The sequence below is a fragment of the Streptomyces sp. NPDC050743 genome (assembly GCF_044456925.1).
Taxonomy (GTDB): Bacteria; Actinomycetota; Actinomycetes; order Streptomycetales; family Streptomycetaceae; genus Streptomyces.
In genome coordinates, this window is sequence record NZ_JBITGJ010000002.1 from 250,471 (window position 1) to 274,574 (window position 24,104).

Sequence of the window (24,104 nt, forward strand, 5' to 3'; positions counted from 1 at the left end):
GCCGGTCGGGTACCGATGGGCCGCCCGATGAGCCGCCGCTGACGGACGGGCGCCGGTCGGGGTCGGCTGTTGGAGGGCGGTTACCGCAGGCCGGCTGCCTCCGCCGCTGTGCGTAGCACCTCGCGGAGCATCTCCGTGGTGAGCCGGCCGGTGAAGGTGTTGCGCTGGCTGACGTGGAAGCAGCCGAAGAGGTCCAGGTCGTCGAGCGCGACCCGGGTGCCGTGGGCGAAGGCCGGGCGGGGCCGGGGCACGGTCCAGCCCGCCTCGCTGAACGCGGGCAGCGCGGCCTGCCAGCCGAAGGCTCCGAGCACGACCGCCGCCCTCAGCGTCGGGCGCAGCAGCCTCAGCTCCTGGACCAGCCAGGCGCGGCAGGTGTCACGCTCGCCGGGGGTCGGCTTGTTGGCGGGCGGGGCGCAGTGCACGGGCGCGGTGACCCGGACGCCGTACAGCTCCAGCCCGTCGTCGGCGCTGACGGACGTCGACTGGGAGGCCAGCCCCTCGTCGTACAGCGCCTGGTAGAGCACGTCTCCGGAGCGGTCGCCGGTGAACATCCGGCCGGTTCGGTTGCCGCCGTGCGCGGCTGGAGCCAGCCCGATGATCACCAGCCGTGCGTCGGCGGGGCCGAAGCCGGGCACCGGCCGCCCCCAGTACGTCCAGTCGGCGAACGCGGCCCGTTTCGTGCGGGCCACCTCCTCGCGCCACTCGACCAGGCGAGGGCACGCCCTGCAGTCCGCGACCCGCCGGTCGAGCCGGGCGAGGGCGCTGCTGTCGTCCATGCGGCCACCGTATGCCTCTACCGGCTCTCGTGGACGCCGCGCCCTGCACCAGGAACCCGCCGTGGCCGACCTCGGCCGGGGCCCGATCAACACGGCCGCTGACGGAAGCAGCGGGGCCGGCTGCGAGAGGGATCGCACCGGCACACCGGGCACCCCGCGCCCGGCATCCCATAACCCCGGGAAAATCGCCTCCGGCTCACACGGCCCGGAGAGTTAAGGTCGGGGGCATGGCTTCCGAGGATGCGGACGAGAACGTGAACCGTGGGACCGGCGGACCGGACGGGCCCCGCCCCGCCCAGGACGCCCCGGACACCCAGGACCACGGCTCCGGTGCCTCCGCCGAGCAGCCCGTCGATCCGAAGATCGCCGCCGCGGTGGCCGCCGCCGAGGCGGCGGGACCGGCCAAGGGTGAGACGGTCCGGATCGACAGCTGGATCTGGGCCGTGCGTCTGATCAAGACGCGTTCCCTGGGCGCCACCGCCTGCCGTGGCGGCCACGTCCATGTGAACGGCGAGCGGGTGAAGCCCGCCTACTCCGTGCGCGTCGGCGACGAGGTGCGCCTGCGACACGAGGGCCGGGAACGCGTCGTGATCGTCAAGCGCCTGATCCGCAAGCGGGTCGGCGCCCCCGTGGCCGCCCAGTGCTACATCGACAACTCCCCTCCGCCTCCGCCCCGCGAGGCCATCGCCCCCGCCGGCCTTCGCGACCGAGGCACCGGCCGCCCCACCAAGCGCGACCGCCGCGAAATGGAACGCCTGCGCGGCCTCGCGGACCCGGGCCTCCCGGGCGGCTTCGGCGCCTTCGGCGGCGCCGCAGCCCCCGGCGGCTTCGCCGGACTCGGCGGCCCCGGTGGGTCCGGGGGCCGAGGTGGGCCCGCGGCCGGCGGCCGCGGCCGCTCCGGTGGGAGCGGTGGATCCAGCGGGTCCGGCAGGTCCGGTGGGTCCGGCAAGTCCAGTGGATCCGGCAGGCGTGGTGGATCCGGGTCGGGCGGGACCGGTGGGCACCCCCGGGGACGGTGACCTGCAGCGTTACCCCGCAACGACCGCCGGCGCCGCCGACCGGCCCCCGCCCGACCGGCATGGACCCGGCTCCCGGGGACCAGTGGGTGGATCCGGGTCCGGATCAGGTGGGACCGACAGGCCGTCACCGGGGCCGATGATCCGAAGGCACCACCACCCCGCAAGCACACGCCGGTGCCGTCGGCCGGGCCCCCGCGCCCGGCCGACGGCACCGGCGACACGCGCCCGGGGTCACCGCCGCCGCACCAACCCCAGAAGGTCCGCGTTGTGCCCGCGCCGGGCCCAGGCGATCAAGGCGAGCGGCACCATCAGGATCACCGGGGTCGCCGCGTTCTGGCCGTCGAAGGCCGTGAGCTGCACGATGAACGCACCCACCATCAGTGCGCTGAGCGCGATCGCCGCCACGGACTGCAGCACGGGGATCAAGAGCGCGACGCCTCCGGCGAGTTCGAGCGCGCCGATGGTGTACATGGCCCCGCTGCCCCAGCCGATCTTGTCGAAGGCCTCGACGGCCGAGGGGTGCGCGATGAGCTTGGGCAGCGCGCTCGCGAGGCCGTAGAACAGCGCGAGCAGCACCTGCACGGTCCGCAGCGCGACCCGGGCCGCGCGCCTCCGGCCGCTGAGGGAGCCGGCGGAGTCGACGGAAGCGGTGCGGGAGACGGGAGCGGTGGTCTCGGACATGAGGGTCTCCTGGGGGAAGCGGTGCCGATTGCTTTCACCGAGGTAGACCGGACACGGTCCGGAAACTCATCGCTCTTCCGGCCGCCCCGTGCGACCGTCCGCCCGCCCACTATGCCTTCGGCACCGCCCGCACCCAGATCCCGTCCGGTGTCAGATACGCGTCCACCTCCAGCCCCGCTTCCTCCAGTGCCGACTCGAACTGCTCCTTGGTCAGCGGCCGGGCCAGGAACGTCTGGGTCCAGCGCGCGTCCGGGAAGTCGTACTCGACATGCACCGAGTTCGCTCCGTTGCCGGCCGGCTCCGAGGAGACGATCCGTATGGTGAAGCCGCTCGGGTCGACCCGCTCCCTGGGCACGTTCGTGTGGTAGTCCTCGCCCTCCCGCTGGATGAGCACGCAACCGCCCTTCGCCACATGCCGGGCGCAGGTACGCAGCAGGCCCCTGCGCACCTCCTCGTCCCCGGCGTGCACGAGGAACGACGCGAGCATCACCACGTCGAACTCCTCGCCGCCCAAGTCCAGTTGCTCGATGGGGCCGCATATCGTGCGCGCCCCGCGGATGCGGCTCAGCATGTCGGCGGACTCGTCCACCGCCGTGACCGTGAAACCGCGCTCGAGAAGGGGGTGGGTCATCCGGCCCACTCCGCTGCCCAGCTCCAGGATGTGCGCCCCGGCCGGTACCGCCGCGGCGATGATGTCCGGCTCGTCGCCGACCGGCAGCCGCTCGTACAGCTCGACCGCGCAGCCGTCCGGGGTGATCGCACCGGGTCCCGTGCCCTCGTATCCCTCACGCATCTCGACCGTCATGCCCGAACAACGGCCCGCCCTCGCACGGCCGTTCCCGTCCGACCGTAGTTCACTCGTTCGAGTTAGCCACCCCTGTTCGGCTCGGCTCTGTGCGGTGCGGCGGCCTGATCCGCGCTGTTCGCGTGGTCCTCGCTATCGCGCCGGGAAGGGAAACCAGCCGCGCCCGATGTACCAGTGGCCGCCCGCCCGCAGATGGTCCCCCACGGCCCGCTCCACGGACGTGCGGGCGGGCAGCTCCGCGGCCGGCAGATCGGGGTCGCCGAAGACGAACTGGACGGGTTCGGTGTCGGCCGGTTCGGTGTCCTCGCGGACGGTGCGGAACCGGTCCTGGAAGCGGATGATGTTGGAGTCGGCCGGCAGGTACCGCTTCAACTGCGGGTCGAGCAGCCAGGAGTGGCACAGTGCGGCCACCGGCCGCTCCTCGGGGAAGTGCACGGCGAAGAACTCGCGCGCCCGGGCCAGTGAGCGGTCGCAGGCGGACGGGGTCAGCGGACCGTGGAAGTCGGGGATGTGCAGGTTGAGGCAGGCCGTGCCGGGGAGCGCGTCCAGGCCGGCCGCCACGAGCACGGGAGCCGTGCGCTGCCCGAGTCGTGCCCGCTCGAACTGCAGCCGGCCCAGCTGGAACAGCTCGCCCCGGAAGTGACGGACGAGCCAGCGTCGCGACTGCACGCCGGTCGTACCGTGCCGTCTGCGGTGCACGGCCATCTGACGGCCCAGGTCGGCCAGGGTGCGCCGGGAGACCTCGGGCGGGATGCCGCGTTCCCGGTGCCGGGCGAGGGTGTGCGGGGCCGCGGCGACGAAGACGTAAACGGCGAAGACGCCGGCCAGCTCGGCTGGCGCCGCGTCGAGGAGTCCGGCGAGCTCGGGCGTGCGATCGACCTCCTCCGGATCGCGAAACAGCTCCTCGACGCACTCCTCCAGGAGTCTCAGCACTCCCGGGTCACCGGTCACCCGGCGCCGCCCGGACACCAGGTCGTTGATGTCCTCGTGCGGCACGGCCAGGTCGAGGAGCAGTTCGGGCAGGTCGTCGGCGTCCGGCAGCAAGAGAACCCCCTTGGACGAGCAACGGTCGAGCGCCGTTGGTGTGCGTCGTCAGCGAAGAGTACGTTGCAAGCAGGAGTGGTGTTCCGATGCGTACGGGCAGTGAACCGGCGACCGCGCGCAGTGCTCTGCGGGCGCGGTTCTGGCTGTCCGTGTGGGGGCTGGTCTGGGCGGTCTTCGGCACGGTGGCGTTCGCACTCCTCGGGCGCCCCGGCTGGGCGGTGGCCTGCGGGGTGCTGTGGCTGGTGGTCACCGTCGACATGGCCATGATCGTCAGGCACATCCGGCAGGGCGCGCACTATCAGCCGGGCCGTGACGTGCCGCCGTACCGGCCGCCGGAGGGCGGACCGCCGTTCACGGGTCCGCCTCGGCACCGCCATCCCTGACCGACCCGACGCACGGCACGGCCGGCTCGGTCACTCGGTCACTCGGTCACTCGGTCACTCGGTCACTCGTCGAAGCGTGCCGCCTCCAGGTACCGCGGGTTCGGGTCCAGTGCGGCAGCGAGACGGAAATGGCGTTTGGCCTGGTCGGGGCGGCCCTGGCGTTCGTAGGTGCGGGCCAGTGCGAAGTGCGCGAACGCGTTGTCCGGCTCGCGCTCCAGCACGATCGTGAACTCCAGCTCGGCGGGCCGCAGTTGCGCCGCGGCGAAGAACGCACGCGCGCGCAGCAGCCGGGCCGCGGTGTTCTCCGGGTGCGCGGCGATGACTGGGTCGAGCAGCTTCACCGCACCCCGGGGGTCCCGTGAGTTGAGCAGATGCTCGGCTGCACGGAAGTCGATGACATGCGTCTCCGGAGTACGTCCGGTGGAACCGCTGGTCTCGGGCACGGCAGAGTCCTTCCCTCACTGCAGCCATTCAACGCCCGCGGGGAGGGCCGCTATTCCGACGCTACTCAGCGGTACCCTCGCTCGCCCGCCGTACGAGGTCCTCCCACACCTCGGTGACGCGCTTGTGCAGCGCGTCCAACGGTACGTCGTTGTCGATCACGATGTCCGCGATCCGTCTGCGCTGCTCGCGGGTCGCCTGCGCGGCCATACGCGCGCGTGCGTCCTCCTCGGTCATCCCGCGCAGCCGGACCAGCCGGTCGAGCTGGGTCTCGGGGCTCGCGTCCACGACGATCACCAGGTCGTACAGCGGCGCCAGGCCGTTCTCGGTGAGGAGGGGCACGTCGTGGATCACCACGGCGTCGGCGGCCGCGGCCTCCTCCAGCTCGCGGGAGCGGGCGCCCACCAGGGGGTGCACGATCGAGTTGAGGACGGCGAGCTTCTCGGGGTCGGCGAAGACGATCGAACCGAGCTTGGGCCGGTCCAGGCTGCCGTCCGCGGTGAGGACGTCCTCGCCGAAGGCCTCGACCACGGCGGCGAGGCCGGGGGTGCCCGGCGCCACGACCTCGCGCGCGATGCGGTCCGCGTCGATCAGCACGGCCCCGTGCTCCACGAGCAGCCGTGACACCTCGCTCTTGCCGGCGCCGATCCCACCGGTCAGGCCCACCTTCAGCATGACCGGAAGCTTAGGCCCTGCCGCTGACAGCAGGCCCCGGGGAGGTCAGTTCTCGCCTTCGCGCTCCGCCAGGAACCGCTCGAACTCGCGCCCGATCTCGTCGGCGGACGGAATGTCCACCGGCTCGGCGAGCATGTTGCCCCGGGTCTCGGCGCCCGCGGCGGCGTCGTACTGGTGCTCCAGGCCCTGGACGAGCGCGGTGAGTTCCTCGTCGCCCTCCTGGATCTGGCGGTCGATCTCCGTCTGGGTGCGGTACGCGTCCGTGCGCAGCGAGTGCGCGACGCCCGGGAGGACCAGTCCGGTGGCGGCCGTGATGGCCTCCAGGACGGTCAGGGCGGCGTCCGGGTAGGGCGAACGGGCGATGTAGTGCGGGACGTGCGCGGCGACGCCCAGGACGTCGTGCCCGGCCTCCATCAGGCGGTACTCCACCAGCGACTCGGCGCTGCCGGGCACCTGGGCCTCCTCGAAGGGGCTGCGGTGGCCCGGGACGAGGTCGGAGCGGTTGCCGTGCGGGGTGAGACCCACCGGGCGGGTGTGCGGGACGCCCATGGGGATGCCGTGGAAGTTCACGGAGAGGCGCACGCCGAGCCGCTCCACGATCTGCTGTACGGCCGCCGCGAACCGCTCCCACTCCACGTCCGGTTCGGGCCCGGAGAGCAGCAGGAAGGGAGCGCCCGTGGTGTCCTGGACGAGGCGGACCTCGATGGCCGGGACCTCGTAGTCGGTCCAGCGGTCCCGCTTGAAGGTCAGCAGGGGCCGGCGGGCCCGGTAGTCCACGAGCCGGTCGTGGTCGAATCGGGCGACGAGCTGGTGGGGCAGTGAGTCGAGCAGTCCGTCGACGATCTGGTCGCCGGTCTCGCCCGCGTCGATGTATCCGTCGAAGTGGTAGAGCATGACAAGGCCGGCCGACTCCTGGGCGAGCGCCATGTCGACAACGGCGAGGCCCTTCGGCTCCCATGCGTACAAACCCTGCGGATCAAGCACTGTGACCGCTCCTCCTCGTGTTCCTCAGGGTCAACGCCCCCTGGAACGCGGTCATTCCCGCGACACGCCGCTGATCAGCGATCTCATGGACGACATCGGCACGGGCAGCTCCGTGGCCGGGGACGCGGCGGTGCTCCGGGCAGCGGAAAGCCACCCGGCAACGCCCGAGGGGCCGCACCTCGAAAGGTGCGGCCCCTCGGAGCCGGCTATCGGCTAAGCCTCAGCTCTGGCCACCGGCGAGCTTCTCGCGCAGCGCGGCCAGCGCCTCGTCCGAGGCCAGCGCACCGGAGGTGTCCGCGCCCTCGGAGGAGTACGAACCGCCGGTCGCGGCCGGAGCCGCAGCCTCGCCGCCCTCGGCCGCGGCAGCGGCGTCGGCCTCGCGGGACTTGATGACCTGCTGCTGGTGCTGCTCGAAGCGGGCCTGCGCCTCGGCGTACTGGCGCTCCCACTCCTCGCGCTGCTTCTCGTAGCCCGGCAGCCAGTCGTTGGTCTCCGGGTCGAAGCCCTCGGGGTAGATGTAGTTGCCCTGGTCGTCGTAGGACGCGGCCATGCCGTACAGGGTCGGGTCGAACTCGACCGAGGCCGGGTCGGCACCGAAGGACTCGTTGGCCTGCTTCAGCGAGAGGCTGATGCGACGACGCTCGAGGTCGATGTCGATGACCTTGACGAAGATCTCGTCGTTGACCTGGACGACCTGCTCCGGGATCTCCACGTGGCGCTCGGCCAGCTCGGAGATGTGGACCAGACCCTCGATGCCCTCGTCCACGCGGACGAACGCACCGAACGGCACCAGCTTGGTGACCTTGCCGGGCACGACCTGGCCGATCTGGTGGGTGCGGGCGAACTGCTGCCACGGGTCTTCCTGGGTCGCCTTCAGCGACAGGGAGACGCGCTCGCGGTCCATGTCGACGTCGAGAACCTCGACGGTGACCTCCTGGCCGACCTCGACGACCTCGGACGGGTGGTCGATGTGCTTCCAGGACAGCTCGGAGACGTGGACCAGACCGTCGACGCCACCCAGGTCCACGAAGGCACCGAAGTTGACGATCGAGGAGACGACGCCGGAGCGGACCTGACCCTTCTGGAGGGTCGTGAGGAACGTCTGGCGGACCTCGGACTGGGTCTGCTCGAGCCAGGCGCGGCGGGACAGGACCACGTTGTTGCGGTTCTTGTCCAGCTCGATGATCTTGGCCTCGAGCTCCTTGCCGACGTACGGCTGAAGGTCACGGACGCGGCGCATCTCGACCAGGGAGGCCGGGAGGAAGCCACGGAGGCCGATGTCGAGGATGAGACCACCCTTGACGACCTCGATGACGGTACCGGTGACGATGCCGTCCTCTTCCTTGATCTTCTCGATGGTGCCCCAGGCACGCTCGTACTGGGCGCGCTTCTTCGAGAGGATCAGGCGGCCTTCCTTGTCCTCCTTCTGAAGGACCAGGGCCTCGATCTCGTCGCCGACGGCCACGACCTCGTTCGGGTCGACGTCGTGCTTGATCGAGAGCTCGCGGCTCGGGATGACACCTTCGGTCTTGTAACCGATGTCGAGCAGGACCTCGTCCCGGTCGACCTTCACGATGACGCCGTCGACGATGTCGCCGTCGTTGAAGTACTTGATCGTCTCGTCGATCGCTGCGAGGAAGGCTTCCTCGTTACCGATGTCGTTGACCGCTACCTGCGGGGTGGTGGCGGTGGTCTCGGTGCTGCTCGTCATGTGGGAAAGGGCTCCGGTACGGACATTGAAGTCGTAGGCACTGCTTACGCCGGGAGCCCGTTTCGCTCTGCAGAAGCCGGACAGCCAAGGAAGCGCCACCAAATGGACACCGGGTGCCCGGTGGCGCCTCGAGAACCGAGGGGACATACAACAGATGCGAGCGCAGCCTGCTCCGTCTGAGGCGCGCAGGCCCGCAGCGCAACTTGTAGCATACGGGGACAGCCGGACATGGTCAATGCGCGAAGGCGCACACCCGGGGCAGATCGCCCCATAACCGGCAGAAGAAACGTCCCTGGAGGCCACGCAGGCCTTGGGGACCGCTTCCGTGACGAGCCCCGGCGGGTTGGACGGAAGAGTACGACGAGGGAGCCCATCATCCAAGAGCCGGAAACGTACGAGCCCGAGGGACCCGAGGCGTTCGAGCCGGAGGCGACACGCCGTGACGCCGGTGTCGCGGAGAGCGCACGGGCCAACCGGGGCTGGTGGGATCGCAACGCGGACGAGTACCAGGTCGAGCACGGCACGTTCCTGGGCGACGACTGCTTCGTGTGGGGCCCGGAGGGCCTGGACGAGGTGGAGGCCGAGCTGCTCGGCCCGCCGGAGGAGCTGAAGGGCAAGGACGTCCTGGAGATCGGCGCGGGCGCGGCGCAGTGCGCGCGCTGGCTGGCCGCCCAGGGGGCCCGCCCGGTGGCCCTGGACCTCTCGCACCGCCAGCTGCAGCACGCCCTGCGCATCGGCGGATCGTTTCCGCTGGTCTGCGCGGACGCCGGCGCGCTGCCCTTCGCGGACGGCTCCTTCGACCTGGCCTGCTCCGCGTACGGGGCGCTGCCCTTCGTCGCCGACCCGCGGCTGGTGCTGCGCGAGGTGCGCCGGGTGCTGCGGCCGGGTGGCCGGTTCGTGTTCTCGGTGACGCACCCGATCCGCTGGGCGTTCCCGGACGAGCCGGGCCCCGAGGGCCTGTCGGTGTCCTCCTCCTACTTCGACCGCACGCCCTACGTCGAGCAGGACGAGGAGGGCCGCGCGGTCTACGTCGAACACCACAGGACGATCGGCGACCGGGTCCGGGACATCGTGGCGTCCGGTTTCCGCCTGGTGGACCTGCTGGAGCCGGAGTGGCCGGCCTGGAACACCTCGGAGTGGGGCGGCTGGTCCCCGCTGCGGGGCAATCTGATCCCGGGGACGGCGATCTTCGTGTGCGAGCGGGACTGACCTCCCGACTCGTACACGCGTGCACGCGCGCGTGAGGGCCGCTTTCGCCGCCGTACGACACTAGGGGCGTGATCCGTTACGACGCCCTGGACGCGCTGCCCGTGCGCTCGGCCCTGCCCGCCCTGACCGAGGCCCTGGAGGACGGCGGCACCGCCGTGCTCGTGGCGCCGCCCGGCACCGGCAAGACGACACTGGTGCCGCTCGTGCTGGCGGGGCTGGTCGGGGGCGGGCCCGCGCGGCGTGTCGTGGTGGCCGAGCCGCGCCGGATCGCGGCGCGGGCGGCGGCCCGGCGGATGGCCTGGCTGCTGGGCGGGAAGCCCGGCGAGAGCGTCGGCTTCACGGTGCGCGGCGAACGGGCCGTGGGGCGGCACACGCGCGTGGAGGTCGTGACGACCGGTGTGCTGCTGCAGCGGCTGCAACGGGACCAGGAGCTGCCGGGCGTCGACGTCGTGGTCCTCGACGAGTGCCACGAGCGGCATCTGGACGCCGACACGGCGGCCGCGTTCCTGTGGGACGTGAGGCAGGCGCTGCGGCCGGAGCTGCGGCTGGTGGCCGCGTCGGCGACGACCGACGCCGAGGGCTGGGCGCGGCTGCTGGGCGGGGCGCCGCTGGTCGAGGCGGAGGGCGTCGCGCACCCGGTGGAGGTGGTGTGGGCGCCTGCGGTGCGCCCGGTACGGCCGCCGCACGGGATGCGGGTCGACCCGGCGCTGCTGGCCCATGTGACGTCGGTGGTGCGGCGGGCGCTGGCCGAGCGGGACGGGGACGTGCTGTGCTTCCTGCCCGGCGTGGGGGAGATCGCGCGCGTGGCGGGCCGACTGGGCGATGTGGGGGACATCGACGTGCTCCAGGTGCACGGGCGGGCGCCGGCCGCCGTGCAGGACGCGGTACTGGCGCCCGCGGCGCGGCGCCGGGTGGTGCTGGCGACCTCGGTGGCGGAGTCCTCCCTGACGGTGCCCGGGGTGCGCGTGGTGGTGGACTCGGGGCTGGCGCGGGAGCCGAGGGTGGACCACGCGCGCGGGCTGAGCGGGCTGACGACGGTACGGGCGTCGCGGGCGGCCGGGCGGCAGCGGGCGGGGCGGGCCGGCCGAGAGGCGCCGGGGGCGGTGTACCGGTGCTGGTCCGAGGCCGAGGACGGGCGTCTGCCGGCGTTTCCGACGCCGGAGATCAAGGTGGCCGACCTCACCGCGTTCGCCCTGCAGACGGCTTGCTGGGGCGATCCGGACGCCTCCGGGCTGGCGTTGCTCGATCCTCCGCCGGGTGGGGCGATGGCGGCGGCGCGGGAGGTCCTGTCGGCCGTCGGCGCGGTGGACTCCGTCGGCCGGGCGACGCCGGTGGGTGTACGTCTGGCTCGGCTGGGGGTGCACCCTCGGCTCGGGCGGGCCCTGTTGGACACCGGTGGTGAGGGTGCGGAGGTTGTCGCCCTGCTCTCCGAAGAGGTGCCGCGGGACTACGGGGACGACCTCGCCGGTGCGTTGCGTCGTGCGCGGCGCGGGGGTGACGCCTATGCGGGGCGGTGGGCCGCGGAGGTACGGCGGCTGCGGGCCGTCTCGGAGGATTCTTCCCACCGGCCCGCCGGCGACCGTCAGACAGAAAGTGCCCTTGAGGTCGGACCGGGTACCGGTGATGAGCGGCTCGCCGGGGTCGTCGCCGCGCTCGCCTTTCCCGAGCGGGTGGCCAAGCGCGACGGCGAGTCGTATCTGATGGCCTCCGGCACGCGGGCCGAGTCGGGTGACGGGTCGGCGTTGCGGGGTGCGCCCTGGATCGTCGTCGCCGTGGCCGATCGGCCCGCCGGGAAGGGGCACGCGCGTGTGCTGCTCGGAGCCGCCGTCGACGAGGGCGTGGCACTCGCCGCCGCCGGGACCCTGCTCGACGAGCGGGACGAGGTCCACTGGGCCGACGGCGACGTCGTGGCCCGGCGTGTCGAACGGCTCGGCGCCATCGAGCTGGCCGTACGGCCGCTGAAGGACGCCGATCCCGCGCTCGTACGCGGGGCCCTGCTCGACGGGCTGCGGCAGGAAGGGCCCGGGCTGCTGCGCTGGTCGCCGGAGGCGGAGGTGTTGCGGCAGCGGCTCGCGTTCTTGCACGCCCGCGTGGGCGAGCCGTGGCCGGACGTGTCCGACGACGCGCTGCACGCGCGCGTGGACGACTGGCTGGAGCCGGAGCTGGGCCGGGCCCGGCGGCGGGCCGATCTCGGCCGGATCGACGCCGGGCAGGGGCTGGCACGGTTGCTGCCGTGGGCGAGCGGTGAGGCCGCGCGGCTGGACGAGCTGGCGCCCGAGCGGATCACCGTGCCGAGTGGGTCCAGGATCCGGATCGACTATCGGGATCCGGAGCGGCCCGTGCTCGCGGTGAAGCTGCAGGAGATGTTCGGGCTGCGCGAGACGCCGGCCGTCGCGGGCGTGCCGCTGCTCGTGCACCTGCTCTCCCCCGCCGGGCGGCCCGCCGCCGTCACGGCCGACCTCGCCTCCTTCTGGCGGGACGGCTACCGGGGCGTGCGGGCCGAGCTGCGCGGGCGCTATCCGAAGCATCCGTGGCCCGAGGACCCGGCGACGGCCGAGCCCACCCGGCACACCAACGCGCGGCTCAGGCGCTGACCGGTTCGGGTGCGGCGGGTTCCGTGGGTGCCGGGTCCCGGGGGCGGCGGGCGCGGGCCTCCAGGTAGAGGGAGAGGGCCAGGAGCAGCAAGCCCGTGGCCAGGGAGCCCCAGGGCACGTACGAGGTGAGCAGCAGCACCAGGGTGCGGTTGTGCTTGACCAGGGCGACCGTGTGCTCGATGTAGTCCTCGCGCATCTTCACGTCCCCGGCGAACGCCGTCACCCTGTCCCGGCCGCCGAGCAGGGTGCCGCCGCGCAGTTCCTCCTTGTGGAGCTCCTCGCCGTAGACGGGCGCGCCGGTGACGGGTTCGACCCAGAACCTGCGGACGGTGCTGTACCAGCGGGTGGTGCCGGTCCTGGCGACCGATTCCGGCGTGATGCCCTGGACGGGCATGGTCTTCGGCAGGGCGACCTTGGTCCAGGGGATGGTCTGTTCGAAGTAGTAGACCTCCAGGCCGCGGAAGGTCCGGGTGCCCTTGTAGTGGATGGGGCTGGTGGTGCGGGTCTGCGCGTCGAAGTACTCGTAGTCGCGTTTCTGCGTCAGGAAGGGCCACTTGAACTCGATGCCCCGGCGGGTGACCGGGTCGCCGTCGACCGTCTCGCCGGTGGCGTGCACGGGGTCCTGGCTGTGGGCGTCGAAGATGTAGCGCTCGGGGACCTTGGAGACCATCTTGCCGTCGGGGCCCTGGACGTAGGAGAGGCCGTCCCAGACCACGACCGGCCGGCCGGCCGTCTTCTCGATCCTCTTCGCGGCCGCCACATCGCCCTTGAGGGTCTGCACGATGGTGACCTTGGAGACCTTCCGCGCGCGCATCGTGCCGTAGTCGAGGAGGGTGGCGCCCTTGGCCTCCAGGACCATGTCCTGGTACTGGTTGGCGGGAATCCTGGCCAGGCGCGGGAAGGCGTACCAGCGCATGAGCGGGGCGAGCGCCGCGCAGAAGACGGCGCAGGCGAGCAGGACCAGGCTTGCCTTGCGGCGCATGGAAGGCCTCCCTCCGGGACGGGCGCGGCTACGGGTGCGAGGGCACCGTCGTCAGCAGCGGCTTGGGGGATGTCCGGCCCGTCGGCGCGCCCATGGCGGTCATCGCCAGGACCAGGGCGAACGCGAGGGCGAGACCGGTCGCGGCGGCGATGAGGGCGCGCATACGGGCCTCCCGGCGGACGGTCGTGTCCTGACAGCTTTCTGATGGCTCGTCAGGTTCGGCACCGTAGCAACGGGCGGGTGAGATGAGAACAGCGGTGCACGCACGAACGAGGGCGCCCTCCCCGCCGGTGCGGGGAGGGCGCCCTGCCGGTGCGCGTGGTGTCAGGAGGCGGACGGGCTCGGGGACGGGGACGGGCTCGCCGAGGAGTCCGCGGCCGCGACCTTCAGCTCGACGGTGAGCGTCGCCCCGCCGGCGGTGGTGATGCGCAGCAGGAAGGTGCCGGTGGTGTCGTCCGCGTACAGCTTCGGCAGGGTCAGCAGGCCCTTGTCGTCCGTCTTGAGGCCGGTGAGGGTGCGTACGGTCTTGCCGTCGGCATCCTTGAAGTACGGGCCCTTGTCGTTCTCGGTGGCGTCGGTGTCGGACTTGATCAGGGTGGCGGTGGCCGCCACCTTGTCCGCGACGGCGCCCTTGTACGTCGCCTTCACCTGGACCTGGTCGGCGAACTCGCCGCCCGGGGTGCAGGTCAGCGGGGTGTCGTCGGTGCGCGCCAGGGTGTCGGCGGCGCGCTCGGTGACGGTGACCGGGTAGGCGACGCCCTTGACCGTGCGGCCCACGACGGTGGCCATGACCTTGAAGTCGCCGGTCTTCTCGCCCGCCTGGAGGGCCGGGGCGAGGGCGACGCCCTTGGCGTCGGTGGCGACCGTGGCCACGGTCTCGCCGCCGGCGAAGGTGGCGTCGGTGTCCCCGGTGATGGTGAACCGGATCCTGACCTTGGCGACGGCCTTGCCTGCCTTGGTCTCCGCGCGGGTGCCGATCCGTTCGGTGAAGGCGTGCCCGGCCATCGCGGTGAGCTTGGCGGTGCCCGCGTCCTGAAGGTGGTCCACGGTGTCGGTGGGGGTCTGCGGGGGCGTCGGCGGGACGGGCGACTTCGGCGGGGTCGGGCTGGGGCTTCCGCTCCCGCCGCCGGGCGTGCTGGGCTTCGGGTCGGGCTTCGGCGCCTTCGAGTGCCTCGGGGACTTGGCGTGCGGGCTGCCGTCGTCGCTGCGGTGGGTGGGCACGTCGCCGGTGCCGTCGGGCACGGAGTGGGTGCCCTTGCGGTAGTACTCCAGCCACGACAGGACGGTGTTCAGGTAGTCCTGCGAGTTGTTGTAGCTGAGGATCGCGCTGTGCAGGTTGCCCTCGCGCGAGAGGTCCCAGCCGTTGCGGCACAGGTAGTGGCCGGCGGCGAGGGCGGCGTCGTAGACGTTGTTGGGGTCCTTCTTGCCGTCGCCGTTGCCGTCGCGGCCCGCCCAGGCCCAGGTCGAGGGGATGAACTGCATGGGGCCGACGGCCTGGTCGTACTCGGTGTTGCCGTCGTAGACGCCGTGGTCGGTGTCCTTGATGAGCGCGAAGCCGTTGCCGTCGAGCGCCGGGCCCAGGATCCGGCCGATCGTGGTGCCGTCGGCGTCGACCCGGCCGCCGCGGGCCTGGCCCGACTCGACCTTGCCGATGGCGGCGAGCAGCTGCCAGGGCAGGTTGCAGCCGGGCTTGGCGGAACGCAGTTCGGCCTCGGCCTTCTTGTAGGCGTCGAGGACCGTCGCCGGGATGCCGGCCTCGGCGTCGCCCTGGGCGACGGGGGTGCCGGTGGCGGTCGGCGAGGGGCTGGGTTCGGGGCTGTTGAGCGGCGGCAGGTCCGTGTAGTACGGCGAGTTGCCGGTGGCGTTGTCCTCGGACGTCGCGTCGGGTACGGGGGCGGAGGAGCCGGCCGTCGCCTGTCTGCCGTGATCCTCGCCGGGCACCGCCGGAGCCTGGGACGCGGACAGTGCCGCGACCGCCGCCGCGGCCACGGCGGTGGTCGCCGCCCCCTTGCGCAGCCGCCTTCCGAAATGCGCCGCCATCGAGTGAAACCCTCCTGTGGACTCCGTGCGTCCGTCTCCGTCTGTCTGCCTCGCCCTGGTGTGACGGTTGACCCGGTGTTCTGGTTGCCCCTGTGACGCCCTTCCATTTGTGCGACGTGTGTTCGGCCGCGCGCCCCGGAGGGCACGCCGCAGGTGACCCTACGACAACTTGCTTTGCGTCGGGACCCGTTCGCGCCCGTTTTTCACCCGTTGGCCAACTGTCGTTGACACGAACTTTCCAGGAGGCGGTCCCGCGCACCGGACGGACCTCGTCGGCGGATACTGGACGGACGCGATCACCGGCCCGGCGCCACGGCCGACGACCGTTCCTGGGGGCTCTGTTGCCGTTCACGCTCAGCCATGCGGCCGCCGTGCTGCCCGCGGTCCGCCGGGACGGGACCGGCCGCGGCCCGCTGGTGCCGGCGGTACTCGTCGCGGGCTCCTTCGCACCCGACATGACCTACTACGCGGCGAATGTCCTTCCGGGCGGCATGGAATTCGGTGCGGTCACGCACGCGTTCGCCGGGGTCTTCACGGTCGACGTGCTCATCTCCTGGGCGCTGGTGGGGCTGTGGCTGCTCGTCCGCGAGCCGTTGCTCGCGCTGCTGCCCCGGGGCCGGCAGGGGCGGCCGGCCGTGCTGCTGCGCTGCGGTGCGCCACGCGCGCGTGCCCGTCCGGTCGCGGTGGTGCGGTGGTACGTCTCCGCGGTGCTGGGTGCGCTGACCCATGTGGTGTGGGACGCGTTCACGCATCAGGGGCGGTGGGGGACGCGGCTCCTTCCGGCCATCGGGCGGGGCCGGGTGGCGGGCATGCCGCTGTTCTCGTGGCTGCAGTACGGCTCGTCCGTGGCGGCCGCGGTCGTGATCGCGGTGTTCGCCGTGCGTGCGCTGCGGTGTGCGCCGGACGGGGTGCCGCTGGGGGTGCCCGTGCTGTCCGTGCGGGACCGGTGGTGGGCCGGCGCGGTGATCGGGGGCTGTGCGGTGGCCGGGGCGGTGCAGCGGGCGGCGCGCCGGCGTGCGCCCGCGGGGGCGCCGGAGCGGCCGTGGGAACTGGTGCCCACCCTGTGCTTCGGGGTGGGCGCCGGGCTGGTCCTGGGCGTGGTGCTGTACGCCCTCGGGGTCAGGGCGTGGCGTCGGGGCCCGGTTCCGGACGGTCCTGGGGGTCTCGCTGGTCCGGGTGATCCCGGTGGGGTGGTCGGTGCGGGCCCGGGGCGGCCGGTCGCTCGGTGAGGGACGCGACGAAGACCGTGAGAGTGCACCGGGGGCGGCGTCTCGGGATCGTGGTGAGCGCGAGGGCGAGGTAGCCGCGGGCCAGATCGGCCCACTGGCGCCAGTCGGGGGCGGCGCGCTCCCCGGGGGCGGACGGGCCGGCGAGTCCGTGCCGGAGGTTGGCGGCGGCCCTGCGGACGGTCGCGGTCAGCTCGGCGGGGATGCGGGCGGTGCTTGCGTCGGCCGCGAGGGCCGGGACCGGCGAGGCCGACATGGCCTGCGCCGAGACGGAGTCCGCCCAGCCCCGGAGGTCTGCCTCGGGTGTCCGGCGGTGAAGCATGCGTATACCCATGCCCGCAGTTTTGCGGCTGTGAGGGGTGGGGGGCGTATTGGCGGGGTCCACGTGAGTGACGGGTCCCTCCGGGGGTTCGGCCGAATTGCTGGTGTGGGTGCCCTGCCGGATTCTTCTGCTGGTGGGGCGGGGTGGGGCTCAGCGGGGGGGTGGGTTGCGGGGGGTTGGCACCGCCGGGGTGGCGCGGTGGGACTGGGCGCCGTCGCTGCGGGATGTGGGTGGGCCCGGCCATTCAGAGTCCGGGTTGGGCGGGACCTGGATTGCGGCCGGTTTGGCACCGCCGGGGAGCGTGGTGGGGGCTGAGCGCCGTTGCGGCGGGATGTGGGTGGGGCCGAGAAAATCGGGGTGGGTGCGGGGGTCGGGCCCGGGCGCAGGTTCCGGCGGGGTCGGGAACCGCCGTGGGAGCGCGGTGAAGGCTGAGCGCCATTACGGCGGGAGTGCGTGGACCGGGAGATTCACGGTGCGGAAGGGGCCCGGGCGCACGTAGCGGCCGGTCCGGCACCGCCGGGGAGCGCGGGGGGCTGACCGCTTCGCGGCGGGACGCAGGTGAGCCGGGAGATTCACGGTGCGGGTTGCGCGGGGCCTGGATTGCGTCCGGTCTGGCCCCACTGGGGAGCGCGGGGGCTGACCGCCTTTGCGGTGGGGATGTGGGCCCGGGGATAGGAGGAGTCCGTGCCGGCGGCTGCTGCGGGGGAGTCCGGGCCGGCGTCGTCTCGCAGTGCCGCTGCTCGGGCGGAGGGAGCGTCGCGGTCGGCCTTGGCCGCGACGCCCCCTCCGCTCGAGCGCCGCGGGCTAGTGCGCTGCCGACTCCCAGTCCGGGCCCACGCCGACCGAGACGTCCAGGGGGGCTCGGAGGTGGACGGCGTTGGACATTTCCTGGCGGACGATCTGCTCGGCGGCCGACCGCTCGCCAGGGGCGATCTCCAGGACGATTTCGTCGTGGACCTGCAGGAGCATGCGGGACTTCAGGTCCGCCGCCCGCAGGGCGCTGTCCACCTTGAGCATGGCGATCTTGACGATGTCGGCGGCCGTGCCCTGGATGGGCGCGTTGAGGGCCATGCGCTCGGCGGCCTCACGGCGCTGGCGGTTGTCGCTGTTGAGGTCGGGGAGGTAGCGGCGGCGGCCGAAGAGCGTCGCCGTGTAGCCCGTCGCCCGTGCCTCGTCGACCGCGCGGCGAAGATAGTCCCGGACGCCGCCGAAGCGCTCGAAGTAGGCGTCCATCAGGGCGCGCGCCTCCGCCGCCTCGATGTTCAGCTGCTGGGACAGGCCGAACGCGGACAGGCCGTAGGCCAGGCCGTACGACATCGCCTTGATCTTGCGGCGCATCTCCGCGTCCACCGCGGCGGGCTCGACGCCGAACACCTGGGAGGCGGCCGTGGTGTGCAGGTCCTCGCCGGAGGTGAACGCCTGGATCAGGCCCTCGTCCTCGGAGAGGTGGGCCATCACGCGCAGCTCGATCTGGCTGTAGTCGGCGGTCATCAGGGACTCGAAGCCCTCGCCGACCACGAAGCCGCGGCGGATCGCGCGGCCCTCGTCCGTGCGGACCGGGATGTTCTGGAGGTTGGGGTCCGTGGAGGACAGGCGGCCGGTCGCCGCCACCGTCTGGTTGAACGTGGTGTGGATACGGCCGTCGCCCGCGATCGTCTTGATCAGGCCCTCGACCGTGACCCGCAGCTTCGCCTGCTCGCGGTGGCGGAGCATGATCACCGGCAGTTCGTTGTCGGTCTGGGTGGCGAGCCAGGCCAGGGCGTCGGCGTCCGTGGTGTAGCCGGTCTTGGTCTTCTTCGTCTTCGGCAGGGCCAGCTCGCCGAAGAGGACCTCCTGGAGCTGCTTTGGCGAGCCCAGGTTGAACTCGTGGCCGGCGGCCGCGTGGGCCTCCTTCACGGCCTGCTGCACCGCACCGGCGAACGTCTGCTCCATCGTTTCGAGGTGCGGGCGGTCGGCCGCGATGCCGTGGCGCTCCATGCGGGCGAGCAGGGCGGAGGTGGGCAGCTCCATGTCGCGCAGGAGGTCCGCCGCGCCGACCTCCGCGAGGCGGGTCTCGAAGGCCGCACCGAGATCGAGGACCGCGCGGGCCTGGATCATCAGGGCCTCCGCCTCGGCGCCCTCGTCGGCGCCGAAGGCCAGCTGGCCGTCGGCCGCGGCGGCGGGCGCCAGCTCGCGGTGCAGGTACTCCAGGGACAGCGCGTCCAGGTCGAAGGAGCGGCGGCCCGGCTTGACCAGGTAGGCGGCGAGCGCGGTGTCCATGGACACGCCCTCGACGGTCCAGCCGTGCTCGGCGAAGACACGCATGGCGCCCTTGGCGTTGTGCAGCACCTTGGGGCGGCCGGCGTCGGCCAGCCAGGTCGCGAACGCGTTCTCGTCGGCCTCGTCCAGCTCGGCGGGGTCGAACCAGGCGGCCGCTCCCCCGGCCGCGGCCAGGGCGACCTCGGCGACCGAGCCGGCGCCCAGCGCCCAGGCGTCGACGGTGGCGACGCCCAGGGTCTCGGCGCCGTGCTCGGCGAGCCAGGGGGCCAGCTCGCCGGTGCGCAGGATCTTGCCGTCCAGCTCCACCCCGTCGGTGGCGATCGGCGTGGCCTCGGCCTCCTCGGAGCCGGGGTCGACGGCGAAGAGACGCTCACGCAGGGACGGGTTGCGGATCTCCAGGGTGTCCAGAACCATCGAGACGGCCTTGCGGTCGTACGCGGCCCGCTCCAGGTCGGCGACCGCCTTGGGCAGCTCGACCTGGCGCTCCAGCTCGGTGAGGACCCGGTTGAGCTTGACCGACTCCAGGTGGTCGCGGAGGTTCTGCCCGGCCTTGCCCTTGACCTCCTCGACGCGCTCGACCAGCTCGGCGAAGGAGCCGAACTGGTTGATCCACTTCGCCGCGGTCTTCTCGCCGACGCCGGGGATGCCGGGGAGGTTGTCGGACGGGTCGCCGCGCAGGGCCGCGAAGTCCGGGTACTGGGCGGGCGTCAATCCGTACTTCTCGAAAACCTTCTCCGGGGTGAAGCGGGTCAGCTCCGAGACGCCCTTCGTCGGGTACAGCACGGTGATGTTGTCGGTGACCAGCTGGAAGGAGTCGCGGTCGCCGGTGACGATCAGCACCTCGAAGCCCTCGGCCTCGGCCTGGGTGGCGAGGGTGGCGATGACGTCGTCCGCCTCGAACCCGTCCACGGCGAAGCGCGGGGCGTGCATCGCGTCGAGGAGCTCGCCGATCAGCTCGACCTGGCCCTTGAACTCGTCCGGGGTCTTGGAGCGGTTCGCCTTGTACTCGGTGAACCGCTCCGAACGCCAGGTCTTGCGCGAGACGTCGAAGGCCACGGCGAAGTGCGTGGGCGCCTCGTCACGCAGGGTGTTGGCCAGCATCGACGCGAAGCCGTAGATCGCGTTCGTCGGCTGGCCGGTCGCGGTCGTGAAGTTCTCCGCGGGCAGCGCGAAGAACGCGCGGTAGGCCAGCGAGTGCCCGTCCATGAGCATCAGCCGTGGACGGGTACCGCCGGGGGTCTTGTCGGTCTTCTTCGATGCTGTCTCTGCCACGTCCCCGATCCTGCCACGCCGCACTGACACTCCGGTCCGGGACCGAGTGGAGGGCTGCGCAGGGTTGCCCTCGCTCACCGAGAGTTGCCGGAGTTCCCGTATGCCCTCCGGGCCCGGCTGTCGGTGCCCCGTGGCAGGATCGGCACCGTACTTCTCACACGCAGTCGAAGGGGAGCGTGCGATGGCGACGAAGCCGCCCAAGGGTGATCCGGTTCAGGACGCGCCGCAGGTCGCGGAGCCGAAGCACGCGGCGGCGGGGCTGCCCGCCATCGGACACACGCTGCGCATCGCCCAGCAGCAGATGGGTGTGCGGCGCACGGCACTGACGTTGCTGCGGGTGAACCAGAAGGACGGGTTCGACTGCCCGGGCTGCGCCTGGCCGGAGCCGGACCACCGGCACAAGGCGGAGTTCTGCGAGAACGGCGCGAAGGCGGTGGCCGAGGAGGCCACGCTGCGCCGGGTCACCCCGGAGTTCTTCGCCGCGCACTCCGTGGCCGACCTGGCGACGAGGAGCGGCTACTGGCTGGGGCAGCAGGGCCGGCTCACGCACCCCATGTACCTCGCCGAGGGCGGCACGCACTACGAGCCGGTCGGCTGGGAGCGCGCCTTCGACATCGTCGCCGAGGAGATCACCGCGCTCTCCTCCCCCGACGAGGCCGTCTTCTACACCTCGGGCCGCACCAGCAACGAGGCCGCGTTCCTGTACCAGCTCTTCGCGCGCGAGCTGGGCACGAACAACCTGCCGGACTGCTCCAACATGTGCCACGAGTCGTCCGGGTCGGCGCTCAGCGAGACCATCGGCATCGGCAAGGGCAGCGTCCTGCTGGAGGACCTCCACAAGGCCGACCTGATCATCGTCGCGGGGCAGAACCCGGGCACGAACCATCCGCGCATGCTCTCCGCGCTGGAGAAGGCCAAGGCGAACGGCGCGAGGATCATCAGCGTCAATCCGCTGCCGGAGGCCGGCCTGGAGCGGTTCAAGAACCCGCAGACGCCGCAGGGCCTGCTGAAGGGCGCCGCGCTCACCGATCTGTTCCTGCAGATCCGCATCGGCGGCGACCAGGCCCTCTTCCGGCTCCTCAACAAGCTCGTCCTGGAGACGGAGGGCGCGGTCGACGAGGAGTTCGTCCGCGAACACACCCACGGATTCGAGGAGTTCGCCGAGGCCGCGCGCGCCGCCGACTGGGACGAGACCCTGAGGGCGACGGGCCTCACCCGCGCGGAGATCGAGCAGGCCCTCGGCATGGCGCTCGCCTCCAAGCGCACCATCGTCTGCTGGGCCATGGGCCTCACCCAGCACAAGCACGCCGTCCCGACCATCCGCGAGGTGGTCAACTTCCTGCTGCTGCGCGGCAACATCGGCCGGCCGGGCGCGGGCGTGTGCCCGGTGCGCGGGCACAGCAACGTGCAGGGCGACCGCACCATGGGCATCTTCGAGCGGCCCGCCCCGGCCTTCCTGGACGCGCTGGAGAAGGAGTTCGGGTTCGCGCCGCCGCGCGAGCACGGCTTCGACGTCGTACGGGCCATCCGCGCGCTGCGCGACGGCGAGGCGAAGGTGTTCTTCGCCATGGGCGGCAACTTCGTCTCCGCCTCCCCCGACACCGAGGTCACCGAGGCCGCGATGCGGCGCGCGCGGCTGACGGTGCACGTGTCGACCAAGCTCAACCGCTCGCACGCCGTCACGGGCGCGCGGGCGCTGATCCTGCCGACACTGGGCCGCACCGAGCGGGATCTGCAGGCGAGCGGCGAGCAGTTCGTGACGGTCGAGGACTCGATGGGCATGGTGCACGCCTCGCGCGGGCGGCTGGCGCCGGCGAGCGCGCACCTGAGGTCGGAACCGGCCATCATCTGCGGGCTCGCGCGCCGCGTGCTCGGTGAGAGCAGCGTCGTGCCGTGGGAGGAGTTCGAGAAGGACTACGCCACGATCCGTGACCGCATCGCGCGCGTGGTCCCCGGTTTCGACGACTTCAACGCGCGCGTGGCCCGGCCGGGCGGCTTCGCCCTGCCGCACGCCCCGCGCGACGAGCGCCGCTTCCCGACCGCCACGGGCAAGGCGAACTTCACGGCGGCGCCGGTGGAGTACCCCGAACTGCCCGAGGGCCGGCTGCTGTTGCAGACCCTGCGCTCGCACGACCAGTACAACACCACGATCTACGGCTTGGACGACCGCTACCGGGGCATCACGGGCGGCCGCCGGGTGGTGCTGGTGCACCCCGAGGACGCGCGGGCGCTCGGGGTCGCCGAGGGGTCGTACGTCGACCTGGTGAGCGAGTGGAAGGACGGCGTGGAGCGGCGGGCGCCCGGCTTCCGGGTCGTGCACTACCCGACGGCCCGGGGTTGCGCGGCGGCGTACTACCCCGAGACGAACGTCCTCGTCCCGCTCGACGCCACCGCCGACACCAGCAACACCCCGGCCAGCAAGTCCGTGGTCGTACGTCTCGAACGTCACACCGCTGACCCGGACGCCCGTCTGGAACAATCGGCGACCGACTGAGCGTTCGCTCAGCCATACAGACAGGTGTACGACGAAGGAGCCGGGCCCATGGGCGAGCAGCAGCAGGTGCAATTCCCGCAGGAGGTCATCGACGAGTACGCCGCGCTCGGTGTCGACCTGCCCGCCCTGTTCTCGGCCGGGCATCTCGGCACGCGGATGGGTGTGCAGATCCTGGAGGCCTCGGCGGAGAAGGTCGTCGGGACCATGCCGGTGGAGGGCAACACGCAGCCGTACGGCCTGCTGCACGGCGGCGCCTCCGCGGTGCTGGCGGAGACGCTCGGCTCGGTCGGCTCCATGCTGCACGGCGGCAGCTCGAAGATCGCCGTCGGCGTGGACCTGAACTGCACGCACCACCGCGGGGTCCGCTCGGGACTGGTGACCGGTGTGGCCACGCCGGTGCACCGGGGCCGTTCGACGGCGACGTACGAGATCGTGATCAGCGACGAGCAGGGCCGCCGGGTGTGCAGCGCCCGGCTGACCTGTCTGCTGCGGGACGTGGGCGAGGCCGACGCCGCGCGCGTCCAGGGCGCCCGCCCCTGACACACCGACCGGCGGGGCCGGCCGGCCCCGCCGAGCCGTCCCGCCCGGCGAAGGGGCTGCTCCGCGTAGCGGCCCGCCGCCGGGCGCGGACCTCGGGCACGGAATACAAACAGCCTGTTCCCTCCACTTAATTGACGTGGCGCCAGATGCCTTCGGAGCCCACCCCGCTCGGCCCACCGGACGGCCGCCCCAGCCCACATGCGCGCACCGCCCGCAGCGCGCGCCGCCCGTGGCTCACCGCACCTGCCGCCCGCACCCGGCCGCCCGCACGCGGCCCCATCCTCGGCGCGCAAACGCGGAGAAGTTCCGAAGCCTCGCCTTCCGCGCCGGCTTCCACCCCCGCCTCCACCCTCCCCCTCAGCCTCAACTCCCTTTTCCCGCGCGTAACCCTGCGTAATATGCATGCAATACGCATTCATATTTCCCCGGCTGCACCCCCTGATGCGCAACACCCCCGGGGACCACGCAAGTAGCCTGCAGCAACGGTGTCGTGTAATCACCAAAACCGCCGAGACGCCTGAACCGATTAGGGCAAGGCCTGCAGGTTCTCAGAATGCGGACAGGGTGAATCGGGCTTAATTCCTGCTTTCCCCCCACGCAGTACCGCTCTGCATTACCCCGTGTCATAACAAGAGCGTCACAGCCTT

General features: G+C 72.3%; 19 protein-coding genes. 7 read left to right on the forward strand and 12 right to left on the reverse strand.

Annotated elements, in window-relative coordinates; genetic code table 11:
• Positions 1-80 precede the first annotated feature (80 nt).
• Entirely contained in the window at positions 81-776 is a 696-nt protein-coding gene (locus tag ACIBJF_RS03605; protein ID WP_399172010.1) for a uracil-DNA glycosylase, read from the reverse strand.
• Positions 777-1,003: 227 nt separating this feature from the next.
• Here ACIBJF_RS03605 and ACIBJF_RS03610 point away from each other — a divergent pair, with 227 nt between their 5' ends.
• Positions 1,004-1,795: an RNA-binding S4 domain-containing protein gene (locus tag ACIBJF_RS03610; protein WP_399172011.1), complete on the forward strand. Its 792-nt coding sequence runs from the start codon at positions 1,004-1,006 to the stop codon at positions 1,793-1,795.
• 231 nt (positions 1,796-2,026) lie between these two features.
• Here ACIBJF_RS03610 and ACIBJF_RS03615 read toward each other — a convergent pair whose 3' ends face one another.
• The 3 genes from ACIBJF_RS03615 to ACIBJF_RS03625 all read right to left on the reverse strand — a co-directional run bounded on the left by ACIBJF_RS03615 (position 2,027) and on the right by ACIBJF_RS03625 (position 4,325).
• Positions 2,027-2,476, reverse strand: a complete 450-nt coding sequence (locus tag ACIBJF_RS03615; RefSeq protein ID WP_399172012.1) for a DoxX family protein — start codon at positions 2,474-2,476, stop codon at positions 2,027-2,029.
• 109 nt (positions 2,477-2,585) lie between these two features.
• Positions 2,586-3,281, reverse strand: coding sequence for a class I SAM-dependent methyltransferase (locus tag ACIBJF_RS03620; protein WP_399172014.1), 696 nt, complete (start codon positions 3,279-3,281; stop codon positions 2,586-2,588).
• A 132-nt stretch (positions 3,282-3,413) separates the two neighbouring features.
• Positions 3,414-4,325 carry an acyltransferase domain-containing protein gene (locus tag ACIBJF_RS03625; protein ID WP_399172015.1) on the reverse strand — a complete coding sequence of 304 codons (912 nt, stop codon included), beginning with the start codon at positions 4,323-4,325 and terminating at the stop codon, positions 3,414-3,416.
• A gap of 86 nt (positions 4,326-4,411) precedes the next feature.
• Here ACIBJF_RS03625 and ACIBJF_RS03630 point away from each other — a divergent pair, with 86 nt between their 5' ends.
• A complete protein-coding gene (locus ACIBJF_RS03630) occupies positions 4,412-4,708 on the forward strand; it encodes a DUF6343 family protein (protein ID WP_399172016.1) in 297 nt (98 codons plus the stop codon).
• Positions 4,709-4,770: 62 nt separating this feature from the next.
• On the opposite strand, the gene ACIBJF_RS03635 is transcribed toward ACIBJF_RS03630, so the two are convergent.
• The 4 genes from ACIBJF_RS03635 to rpsA all read right to left on the reverse strand — a co-directional run bounded on the left by ACIBJF_RS03635 (position 4,771) and on the right by rpsA (position 8,519).
• Positions 4,771-5,151: a tetratricopeptide repeat protein gene (locus tag ACIBJF_RS03635; protein WP_399172017.1), complete on the reverse strand. Its 381-nt coding sequence runs from the start codon at positions 5,149-5,151 to the stop codon at positions 4,771-4,773.
• Between the two features lie 61 nt (positions 5,152-5,212).
• The gene (coaE, locus tag ACIBJF_RS03640; RefSeq protein ID WP_399172018.1) at positions 5,213-5,824 is read right to left on the reverse strand and encodes a dephospho-CoA kinase; all 612 of its coding nucleotides are present in this window, start codon (positions 5,822-5,824) and stop codon (positions 5,213-5,215) included.
• A 45-nt stretch (positions 5,825-5,869) separates the two neighbouring features.
• Positions 5,870-6,808, reverse strand: coding sequence for a PAC2 family protein (locus ACIBJF_RS03645; RefSeq protein ID WP_399172019.1), 939 nt, complete (start codon positions 6,806-6,808; stop codon positions 5,870-5,872).
• 220 nt (positions 6,809-7,028) lie between these two features.
• Positions 7,029-8,519 (reverse strand): 30S ribosomal protein S1, encoded by a 1,491-nt coding sequence (gene rpsA, locus ACIBJF_RS03650; RefSeq protein WP_023551529.1) that lies wholly within the window; start codon positions 8,517-8,519, stop codon positions 7,029-7,031.
• A gap of 228 nt (positions 8,520-8,747) precedes the next feature.
• Between rpsA and ACIBJF_RS03655 the strand changes: the two genes are divergently transcribed.
• Both ACIBJF_RS03655 and hrpB read left to right on the forward strand, forming a co-directional pair.
• Positions 8,748-9,728: a class I SAM-dependent methyltransferase gene (locus ACIBJF_RS03655; protein ID WP_399172020.1), complete on the forward strand. Its 981-nt coding sequence runs from the start codon at positions 8,748-8,750 to the stop codon at positions 9,726-9,728.
• A gap of 68 nt (positions 9,729-9,796) precedes the next feature.
• Entirely contained in the window at positions 9,797-12,322 is a 2,526-nt protein-coding gene (gene hrpB / locus ACIBJF_RS03660) for an ATP-dependent helicase HrpB (protein ID WP_399172021.1), read from the forward strand.
• Here the strand turns inward: hrpB and ACIBJF_RS03665 are convergent.
• The 3 genes from ACIBJF_RS03665 to ACIBJF_RS03675 form a co-directional block, all read right to left on the reverse strand.
• On the reverse strand, positions 12,312-13,304 hold the full coding sequence (locus tag ACIBJF_RS03665; protein ID WP_399172024.1) for a DUF3068 domain-containing protein: 993 nt from the start codon (positions 13,302-13,304) through the stop codon (positions 12,312-12,314). The genes hrpB and ACIBJF_RS03665 overlap by 11 nt on opposite strands.
• A 28-nt stretch (positions 13,305-13,332) precedes the next feature.
• Positions 13,333-13,467 (reverse strand): SPW_0924 family protein, encoded by a 135-nt coding sequence (locus ACIBJF_RS03670; protein ID WP_361116210.1) that lies wholly within the window; start codon positions 13,465-13,467, stop codon positions 13,333-13,335.
• A 161-nt stretch (positions 13,468-13,628) separates the two neighbouring features.
• On the reverse strand, positions 13,629-15,344 hold the full coding sequence (locus ACIBJF_RS03675; protein ID WP_399172025.1) for a lytic murein transglycosylase: 1,716 nt from the start codon (positions 15,342-15,344) through the stop codon (positions 13,629-13,631).
• Between the two features lie 341 nt (positions 15,345-15,685).
• Here ACIBJF_RS03675 and ACIBJF_RS03680 point away from each other — a divergent pair, with 341 nt between their 5' ends.
• Positions 15,686-16,573 (forward strand): DUF4184 family protein, encoded by an 888-nt coding sequence (locus ACIBJF_RS03680; RefSeq protein ID WP_399172027.1) that lies wholly within the window; start codon positions 15,686-15,688, stop codon positions 16,571-16,573.
• Between the two features lie 1,123 nt (positions 16,574-17,696).
• Here the strand turns inward: ACIBJF_RS03680 and polA are convergent.
• The gene (gene polA, locus ACIBJF_RS03685) at positions 17,697-20,423 is read right to left on the reverse strand and encodes a DNA polymerase I (RefSeq protein ID WP_399172028.1); all 2,727 of its coding nucleotides are present in this window, start codon (positions 20,421-20,423) and stop codon (positions 17,697-17,699) included.
• Between the two features lie 181 nt (positions 20,424-20,604).
• Here polA and ACIBJF_RS03690 point away from each other — a divergent pair, with 181 nt between their 5' ends.
• Positions 20,605-22,917: an FdhF/YdeP family oxidoreductase gene (locus tag ACIBJF_RS03690; protein WP_399172029.1), complete on the forward strand. Its 2,313-nt coding sequence runs from the start codon at positions 20,605-20,607 to the stop codon at positions 22,915-22,917.
• A 48-nt stretch (positions 22,918-22,965) separates the two neighbouring features.
• Positions 22,966-23,457, forward strand: coding sequence for a hotdog fold thioesterase (locus tag ACIBJF_RS03695; RefSeq protein WP_399172030.1), 492 nt, complete (start codon positions 22,966-22,968; stop codon positions 23,455-23,457).
• The last annotated feature ends 647 nt before the right edge of the window (positions 23,458-24,104 follow it).

Bases quoted from the DNA above. Each gene is read 5' to 3' on its own strand.
- ACIBJF_RS03605 (WP_399172010.1), bottom strand. From the start codon at position 776: ATGGACGACAGCAGCGCCCTCGCCCGGCTCGACCGGCGGGTCGCGGAC.
- ACIBJF_RS03610 (WP_399172011.1), top strand. From the start codon at position 1,004: ATGGCTTCCGAGGATGCGGACGAGAACGTGAACCGTGGGACCGGCGGA.
- ACIBJF_RS03615 (WP_399172012.1), bottom strand. From the start codon at position 2,476: ATGTCCGAGACCACCGCTCCCGTCTCCCGCACCGCTTCCGTCGACTCC.
- ACIBJF_RS03620 (WP_399172014.1), bottom strand. From the start codon at position 3,281: ATGACGGTCGAGATGCGTGAGGGATACGAGGGCACGGGACCCGGTGCG.
- ACIBJF_RS03630 (WP_399172016.1), top strand. From the start codon at position 4,412: ATGCGTACGGGCAGTGAACCGGCGACCGCGCGCAGTGCTCTGCGGGCG.
- coaE (WP_399172018.1), bottom strand. From the start codon at position 5,824: ATGCTGAAGGTGGGCCTGACCGGTGGGATCGGCGCCGGCAAGAGCGAG.
- rpsA (WP_023551529.1), bottom strand. From the start codon at position 8,519: ATGACGAGCAGCACCGAGACCACCGCCACCACCCCGCAGGTAGCGGTC.
- ACIBJF_RS03655 (WP_399172020.1), top strand. From the start codon at position 8,748: ATGGTCAATGCGCGAAGGCGCACACCCGGGGCAGATCGCCCCATAACC.
- ACIBJF_RS03665 (WP_399172024.1), bottom strand. From the start codon at position 13,304: ATGCGCCGCAAGGCAAGCCTGGTCCTGCTCGCCTGCGCCGTCTTCTGC.
- ACIBJF_RS03670 (WP_361116210.1), bottom strand. From the start codon at position 13,467: ATGCGCGCCCTCATCGCCGCCGCGACCGGTCTCGCCCTCGCGTTCGCC.
- ACIBJF_RS03675 (WP_399172025.1), bottom strand. From the start codon at position 15,344: ATGGCGGCGCATTTCGGAAGGCGGCTGCGCAAGGGGGCGGCGACCACC.
- ACIBJF_RS03690 (WP_399172029.1), top strand. From the start codon at position 20,605: ATGGCGACGAAGCCGCCCAAGGGTGATCCGGTTCAGGACGCGCCGCAG.
- ACIBJF_RS03695 (WP_399172030.1), top strand. From the start codon at position 22,966: ATGGGCGAGCAGCAGCAGGTGCAATTCCCGCAGGAGGTCATCGACGAG.